This window comes from Bradyrhizobium sp., from assembly GCF_035701725.1.
In the GTDB taxonomy this organism is placed as follows: domain Bacteria; phylum Pseudomonadota; class Alphaproteobacteria; order Rhizobiales; family Xanthobacteraceae; genus Bradyrhizobium.
Genome location: NZ_DASSRP010000183.1, coordinates 1 through 6884, shown reverse-complemented (window position 1 = coordinate 6884; position 6884 = coordinate 1). Strand labels below are relative to the sequence as shown.

General features: G+C 61.0%; 6 protein-coding genes and 1 pseudogene. 5 read left to right on the top strand and 2 right to left on the bottom strand.

What is annotated here, in order from left to right:
* Positions 1-344 precede the first annotated feature (344 nt).
* A complete protein-coding gene (locus VFL62_RS10875) occupies positions 345-1208 on the top strand; it encodes an SDR family oxidoreductase (protein WP_325172379.1) in 864 nt (287 codons plus the stop codon).
* On the opposite strand, the gene VFL62_RS10870 is transcribed toward VFL62_RS10875, so the two are convergent.
* A complete protein-coding gene (locus VFL62_RS10870) occupies positions 1205-2077 on the bottom strand; it encodes a hypothetical protein (protein ID WP_325172378.1) in 873 nt (290 codons plus the stop codon). The two genes, VFL62_RS10875 and VFL62_RS10870, sit on opposite strands and share 4 nt — an antisense overlap.
* Before the next feature lie 308 nt (positions 2078-2385).
* Complete coding sequence (locus VFL62_RS10865) at positions 2386-3111, bottom strand: DUF72 domain-containing protein (protein WP_325172377.1); 726 nt, start codon at positions 3109-3111, stop codon at positions 2386-2388.
* 180 nt (positions 3112-3291) lie between these two features.
* On the opposite strand from VFL62_RS10865, the gene VFL62_RS10860 reads away from it, so the two are divergent.
* From VFL62_RS10860 to VFL62_RS10845, 4 genes and pseudogenes are all read left to right on the top strand, one after another.
* Positions 3292-3780 carry a ferritin-like domain-containing protein gene (locus VFL62_RS10860; protein WP_325172376.1) on the top strand — a complete coding sequence of 163 codons (489 nt, stop codon included), beginning with the start codon at positions 3292-3294 and terminating at the stop codon, positions 3778-3780.
* Between the two features lie 519 nt (positions 3781-4299).
* Positions 4300-4512 (top strand): annotated as a pseudogene (locus tag VFL62_RS10855) (helix-turn-helix transcriptional regulator); the annotation flags it as partial.
* A 93-nt stretch (positions 4513-4605) separates the two neighbouring features.
* Entirely contained in the window at positions 4606-5295 is a 690-nt protein-coding gene (locus VFL62_RS10850) for an ROK family protein (RefSeq protein ID WP_325172375.1), read from the top strand.
* Between the two features lie 36 nt (positions 5296-5331).
* Entirely contained in the window at positions 5332-6657 is a 1326-nt protein-coding gene (locus tag VFL62_RS10845) for an MFS transporter (protein ID WP_325172374.1), read from the top strand.
* The last annotated feature ends 227 nt before the right edge of the window (positions 6658-6884 follow it).

Sequence of the window (6884 nt, the reverse complement as noted above, 5' to 3'; positions counted from 1 at the left end):
AAGCACTTTTGCTCCGTCGCCAGCGGTTTCGACCAGTCCGGCGCGTTCGGCGGCATCCCACGCTTCCTGCTCGGTCGCGAATATCCGCGTCAACCGTTCCTCGTCCTCGAACACCGCATAAGGCACGTCCGCCTCCAGATTAAACCCGCCGGCTGGCAGGGCCTCTGAGTTGATATCTTCCTGAGCGACCCGCGCGCGGAATCAATTCAGCGACACCCGGCCTGTTCCAAAAGGTTGCAATGGGTCCGCTGTCGACATCGGCGCGATCGCCGGCATGTCGCCAGAGATGCGCGGGAGCAGGAACATCGGGCGAGCTTGCTGATTTTGCTCTTACCTCGTCTCGCATGGAGCACAGTATGTATCCGAAGCCGCCGTATCCTGCCCAATCGCAGCCGATGCCAGGTTCGACGTCGCAAATGAACCCGCCGCCCGATCACGGCGAGACGACCTACAAAGGTTCAGGCCGCCTGGTTGGAAAGAAAGCGGTCATCACGGGCGGCGACAGCGGCATCGGCCGGGCCGTTGCGATCGCTTTTGCGCGCGAAGGCGCAGACATCCTGATCGCCTATCTGAACGAGCACGACGATGCACGCGAGGTCAAAACCCTGATCGAGGAGGAAGGTCGCAAGGCCATCCTTCTGGCCGGCGACCTCAAGAGGCCGGAGCATTGCCGCTACGTGATACAGCACGCTGTGGAAGTGCTCGGCGGAATCGACATCCTCGTCAACAACGCCGCGCATCAGGCGACCTTCAAGGACATCGGCGAGATCAGTGACGAGGAATGGAACGTAACGTTCGAGACCAATATCCACGCGATGTTCTACTTGGCAAAGGCCGCGGTGCCTCACATGAAACCCGGCAGCGCGATCGTCAACACGGCCTCGGTCAACTCCGACATGCCAAACCCCATCCTGCTGGCCTATGCGACGACCAAGGGCGCGATCCAGAATTTCACCGGAGGGCTTGCTCAGTTGCTGGCGGAAAAAGGCATCCGGGTGAACGCAGTGGCGCCGGGACCAATCTGGACGCCGCTGATCCCATCGACGATGCCGGAGGAAGCGGTGAAAAATTTCGGCAAACAGGTGCCCATGAAGCGGGCCGGGCAACCGGCTGAGCTTGCAACGGCCTATGTCATGCTTGCTGATCCGCTCTCGAGCTACACGTCGGGAACAACCGTGGCCGTTACCGGTGGAAAGCCGTTCATCTAGGGCGTCAGCGTCACCGGCGTTTTCCGATTGTAGCGGTTGGCGTGCAGCATCCAGTCTGACAACGGCATTCCGTCGCGGTGCCGTCCGCCGGCGCCGGCGCCGGCCCAGGCCGCCGCGGCGCCAAGAAGAAGTCCGGCAGCAATCGAGAAGGCCAGGATGACCGTGGCAGCGCGTGCGCGCCCGATGGCGGTTTTGGAAGCGGCAATGACGCTGTCGACACGCCGCTCTGCGTCGGGTCCGGCAAGACCGGTTGTTGCGGTCACCAACTGCACCAGATAGGTCCGGTCGTCGGCCGAGACCCCGCTGTGGCTGGAAGAGGTCATCAGCACGCGCGCGGCCTCGGCTCGCAGCGCGGGGACGTTGGCATCGGCCGGTCGGCGGGTTGCGCGGAACAAATGGTCGATCTCGTAACTGAGCACCGACGGTTCGGTTGTGTTCGCAGGTTGCGTCAGGCTGGTGGGTCGGCTTGCGCCCATCGCGATCAGCGATGTCAAGAGGACGCCGATCACCACGGCGAGTGCCCATGCCGAAACGCCATGCATGCCATCGCGCCGCTCGGTGTCCTCTGCCGCGCCGGCCACATAAGGCATTCGACAACGTCCGGCGACGTAGCCACCGCAGCCGAAGCTGATCAGGGCCTGCAGGATCAGGTAGATGCCCGACAGCAGCCAGAGCGCTATGGAAGCATCCCGCCATGTCGGGGCAGCCGAACTGACGCCGAGGCCGATCGCCGCGCCAAACGCAATCAGGATCGAGGAAACCGCGGCCGCCACCAAGGCGCCAGCTACGATCGGCGTCCATTGCAGCATCCACGAGTTCTCGGCAGAACGCATTTCCGCGGTTTCAATCTCCAGCGTTTCGATGCTCATTTGCGAATTCCTAGCGAAGTCCGAAAAACGAAAGAATGGCCATAATGATCACGATCAGGCCGATCAGATAAATCAAGCCGTCCATGGTTTCCTCCATGCATACGTTGCCTGATAAGAAACTCTTCGATCGAAAGTTCCTAAGTTCGTTGCCGTCTCCGTTTGGCCTTGACCTTGTTCCGCCGTGTCATGAAGGCTCGACACCTTGCACGATGGTCGAATGAAGCGGCGGCGCAGGCCGGCTTCACTGGAATTGGTTGCTCTGCGCTCACCCGTCGCTGATTTCCGATGAGAGTGGCGCCGCCTGGCCGCTAGCTCACAAGCTGTTTGAGCTTGAGAGCATCGGCGGGCGCTGCGCTCTTCTGGTCGTTGTCGAAATAGACAAAGACGTCGCAGCCTTGTTTCTTCCAGGATTTGATGCGCGCTGCCCATGCAGACAACGCCTGCTGACTATAGTGATCCTTGTATCGTCCGCCCGGACCATGGCCGCGGATGTAGACAAAGTCGGCCGTGCGCTTCCAGGGGGCGGGCGCATCATGGTGATCGGAGAGGCAAAGCGCGGCATTGCGCCGCGACAGGATCTTCATGATCGCGGGCTCATACCAGCTCGGATGCCGGAATTCGAAGCTGTAACGACGCCGCTTCGGCAGCAATCTGAAGAACGAGTTGAGCCGGTCGACGTCGGCTTCGAAATTCGGCGGTAGCTGAAACAGCACCGGCCCGGCCTTGTTGCCCAGAACGGCCAGCCGTTCTTCGATCAGCGCGAGGCTATTTACGGAATTGTTCGACAGTCGCTTCCAGTGCGTGATGAATTTCGAGGCCTTCCAGGCGAAGATGAAATCATCGCCGGTCTGTGCCCGCCACGCTTTGACAGCATCAAGGCTCGGCGTCCGGTAGAAGACGCCGTTGAGTTCGGTGGTTTGAAATTGGCCGGCGTAATATTGCAGTTGATTCTTGAGCGCAAGGTCAGACGGGAAAAATGGGCCCCGCCACGAATCGTAATGCCATCCCGATGTGCCGATCAGAACGCGTGCCACGGGTCACCGTCAAAACGATTCAATCGAGCGGAACGCGGCATTGTTCCGGGCCAGGTTGACGCAGGCGTAGCCGCGGCTGCGATCTCTGAATGCAAGATGCGTCGCGCAGTCGCCTTCATGGAACTTCGCCCGCGCTGTGGTGTTGCAAAAAATGGGAAAAAGCCGCCACTGGAGACGCAAATGCCCGAGAAAGATCTCAATGCACTCTTCGTCGATACACTGAAGGATATCTATTACGCCGAAAAGCAGATCTACAAATCGCTTCCAAAGATGGCGAAGGCCGCACAATCGGACGAACTGCGAGACGCCTTCGACAAGCATCATGATGAAACCGAAGGCCACATCGAACGATTGGAAAAGGTCTTCGAACTCGTCGGAAAGCCGGCGCGCGGCAAGAAATGCGACGCGATCGAGGGCATTCTCGAGGAGGGGAAGGAAGTGATGGAAGAGTACGAGGATACGTCGGCGCTGGACGCCGGCCTGCTCGCCGCGGCACAGGCCGTCGAACACTACGAAATCTCGCGTTATGGAACGCTCAAGACCTGGGCTGACAAGCTCGGCTTAAAGGACGCGGTCAAGCTGCTCGATCAGACGCTCGCGGAAGAAAAGAAGACGGACGACACGCTTAGCAAGATCGCAACCACCGCTGTCAACGCCGAAGCCGCTTGAAGCGGATGTGCTAGGCGCGCTGCATTTGGCGCTATCAGCAAAACCAAGGCCGCCGACGAGGCGGCCTTTCATTTGAGCGGCGCAATGCTGGAGATCGCGACGCTTACTCAAGATGAGCCAGCCGCTTAAAATGAGCATGTCTTTGGATGACTTGCGCTTGATCATTAGTTTGAACGTTAACTTAAGTTGTCGCAGGTTAGAGCCGCCGATCATAGCCTAAGCGAGAACTTGACAACCCCAGTGAGGGAGTGGGCTATGAAGAAGAGGCGGCGGTTTAAGCACACAACCACGCTGAAAGAGCGGCTCACGGCGTTTGCCGCTGATGTACGAAAGCAGGCCTCAACACTACCTGCCGGTCCGGAAAGGGAAGAGCTGCTGAAGAGAGCCAGTCGAGCTGACACGGCCGCGCATATTGACGATTGGGCCAATTCGACGGGCTTGCAGTCACCGACATAGGACGTGGTAAGCACCCGTGCTTGTAGCGGTGGTGCCGGACGTCTTGCCAAAGCTCACTGTTGTTTCGGATTGATGCCGGCCGAGCTGCGCGTCTTTCTTGCCATCATCGAGGTCGGCAGTGTGCCAAAGCCCTTGGAAAAGCTCGGCGTCGCCGAAACGACGATCAAGACCCACTTGAAGCAGGTGTTCTCCAAGACCGGGGCGAAACGCCAGGCCGGTCCTGTCAAGCTTGCCGCCGGATTTTCCTTGCCTTTGGCGGAGCCGGACGACACCTGAGACGTTTCATCAAAGCCGTCGATCCCGGACAGGACATTGATGAGAAGGCGGGGCACCAAGCCTGGTCGTGCCAAGACGACCTCCGCGAGGCGGATGGCGCGAAAAATCGTGCTGGCCATCGACATCGGCGGCTCGCATGTGAAGGTCATGGATAGCAAAAGCCTGGTCAAACGGGAGTTCGTGTCCGGTCCGGATCTGTCTGCCAAGAAGATGGTAAAGCAGGTCAGGCGCCTGACATCGGACTGGTCTTACGACGTCATATCGATCGGCTATCCCGGACCCGTCGCCCATGACAGGCCTCTGACCGAACCGCACAATCTCGGCCGCGGTTGGGTCGGGTTCAATTTTGCAAAGGCGTTTGGCCGGCCGACCCAGGTGATCAACGATGCCCTGATGCAGGCCGTGGGCAGCTATCGGGGCGGACGAATGCTGTTCCTCGGGCTCGGCACCGGGCTTGGTTCCGCCATGATCGTCGACGGCATGCTCGAGCCGATGGAACTCGGCCATTTGCCATACCGCCACGGCCGGACGTTCGAGGATTATCTGGGCGCTGCCGGCCTGGAACGTCGCGGCAAGAAGAAGTGGAGAAAAGAAGTCGCCCATGTCGTAAAGCATTTCGTCGCAGCGCTGGAGCCGGACTATGTCGTGCTTGGCGGCGGAAATGCCGGGAAGCTGGGACATCTGCCGCCACGGGCGCGGCTCGGCGAGAATGCCAATGCCTTCACGGGCGGCTTCAGGCTTTGGGATCCGCGCGCGGGCAAGAAGGCTCTCGGTGACGTCTGATCGGATGTCCGGGAAATCACGGCTTGAGGGATAATCATGTTGCAGGCTTCCGATTCCACGAGCCCTCAGCCGCTTTCGGGTGCAGGGGCCGACGAAGGCCTCACCTTCGGCGCGGTGCTGGGGGCCACGATCGGCAACATGCTCGAGTTCTACGACTTCGTTACTTACAGCTTTTTTGCGACCCAGATCGGACACGCGTTTTTTCCGGCTAGAAGCGAGTTTGCGAGCCTGTTGCTTTCGCTGGCGACTTTCGGCGCCGGCTTCATCACCCGGCCGATCGGCGCCATGATCATCGGCTCGTACTCGGACCGGGCCGGGCGTCGCCCCGCGATGACGCTCAGTTTTGCGATGATGGGCATCGCTATTCTCGTGCTTGCCGTCACGCCCTCTTACGACAGCATCGGCGTCGCGGCGCCGGTCGTGATCATCCTGGCGCGGCTGACGCAAGGGTTCTCGCTCGGAGGCGAGGTCGGTCCGACGACGGCCTATCTGATGGAAGCGGCCTCGCCCAGGCATCGGGGGCTTGCGGTTTCGTTCCAGCCGGCGAGCCAGCAGATCGCCGCGACTGCGGGCGCGCTGGTCGGCGAGATCCTGTCGCTGACAATGTCGAGCGAGATGCTCGATGCCTATGGCTGGCGGATCGCTTTTCTGCTCGGCGCCGCGACGCTGCCGTTCGGCTTGTGGCTGCGCCGCACCTTGCCTGAAACGTTGCACCGGGCCGAGATGCCGGCGATACCGCTGCCAAGCGCCGCGCCCGCAAAGGCGGCGCGCGCCAGCACCCGCCTGATGACGCTCGGCCTCGTCATCCTCGCCAGCGGCACCATCATCACCTATGTGACGCAGTACATGACGACCTACGCGCAGCATACGCTGCACGTCGATGCGCCGCTCGCGTTTGCGACCACGGTGGTGAGTAATGCGGTCGGAATCGCCGCAGCCTTCCTGGGCGGTTGGCTGGCCGACCGGGCTGGCCGTTGGCCGATCATGGTGTGGCCGCAGCTCGCGGCCCTGCTGCTGACATATCCGGTGTTCCTGTGGATCGTGGACAGCCGCAATTCGGCGGCGCTGCTCGGCGGCTTCGGGCTGCTGGCGCTGATCGGCTCGATTCCCTACAGCGCATTCTATGTCGGCATGGTCGAAGGCCTGCCCAAGAATATCCGCGGCGGCAGTTTCGCGACGCTCTACGCCGTGGCGATCGCAATCTTCGGCGGCACGGCGCAACTCGTCGTGGCCTGGCTGACCGGGGTAACGGGCAATGCGCTGGCGCCTTCCTGGTATTTGCTGCTGGCGACCGCCGCCGGATTTGGCGCCATGGCCTTGATGCCGGAAACCGCGCCGTCGAGGGTTGCGCCCGCCAAATAGTAGCGGCGGTCTTCCGCCCGTTTCACTTGTCAAAGAGCCACACAGCAAAGCGCGATGTCGCGACGCGAGCGCGCCCGAGCTTTGAACGAAGTCCCTCCTGAATAGAGGGCGCAGGGAAAGCCGGATGCCTCAGCGCACCCGCAGCCTCGTATGCAAAAGTAAAAAGCATACGAGTAAGTCACCACAGGTTCGCCGGAAACGCCCGGCTTTCCCTGCGCAATGGTTTT

Bases quoted from the DNA above. Each gene is read 5' to 3' on its own strand.
- VFL62_RS10845 (WP_325172374.1), top strand. From the start codon at position 5,332: ATGTTGCAGGCTTCCGATTCCACGAGCCCTCAGCCGCTTTCGGGTGCA.
- VFL62_RS10875 (WP_325172379.1), top strand. From the start codon at position 345: ATGGAGCACAGTATGTATCCGAAGCCGCCGTATCCTGCCCAATCGCAG.
- VFL62_RS10850 (WP_325172375.1), top strand. From the start codon at position 4,606: ATGGCGCGAAAAATCGTGCTGGCCATCGACATCGGCGGCTCGCATGTG.
- VFL62_RS10860 (WP_325172376.1), top strand. From the start codon at position 3,292: ATGCCCGAGAAAGATCTCAATGCACTCTTCGTCGATACACTGAAGGAT.
- VFL62_RS10870 (WP_325172378.1), bottom strand. From the start codon at position 2,077: ATGAGCATCGAAACGCTGGAGATTGAAACCGCGGAAATGCGTTCTGCC.